Source organism: Haloferax sp. Atlit-6N, assembly GCF_003383195.1.
In the GTDB taxonomy this organism is placed as follows: Archaea; Halobacteriota; Halobacteria; order Halobacteriales; family Haloferacaceae; genus Haloferax; species Haloferax gibbonsii.
This window is the reverse complement of record NZ_QEQJ01000322.1, coordinates 1-459: the sequence shown is the minus strand read 5'-3', so window position 1 is coordinate 459 and position 459 is coordinate 1. Positions and strand designations below refer to the sequence as shown.

Genomic DNA, 459 nt, shown 5'->3' with positions numbered 1-459 from the left:
CTCACAGCCGTAGACGGAACGGTAGAGCGCAGCCTACCATTTACGAATCGACCATTCGTCGCCGACGGTCGACTCCACGTGCTACAATCCGGTCGGTCTAACTCAGGGGAAAGCATTGAACGTCTGCAAACGTATTCAATCAACACTGGAAACCGATGTTGGACACAGAAAATTCAGGGACGGGTAGCTGATCGACCAGCCTATGACGGACAGACCGTCTACTACCCAGTAGTCGACTTTGGTGTCGTGGGGATAGATTCGCAGACGGGTGCAAAAATTTGGCGCGAAGAAGTTCAAAATACACACCCTGACAAAATCAGCGGTACAATCCGAGGGCACCCAATCGTCTCGTCCGGTCGCGTGTTCATCTCGACCTACGATGGACGTCTGATTGCACTCAATAGGCGTGATGGGACTCGGCTCTGGACACGCGCAATTAGACCAGTTATCGTTAACAAT

At 52.1% G+C, this 459-nt stretch carries 1 protein-coding gene; it reads left to right on the top strand.

Going from position 1 to position 459, the window contains the following annotated elements; all coding sequences use genetic code 11:
* Positions 1-459, top strand: a 459-nt coding sequence (locus DEQ92_RS22565; protein WP_147299598.1) for a PQQ-binding-like beta-propeller repeat protein, incomplete at both ends; no start/stop codon positions are given.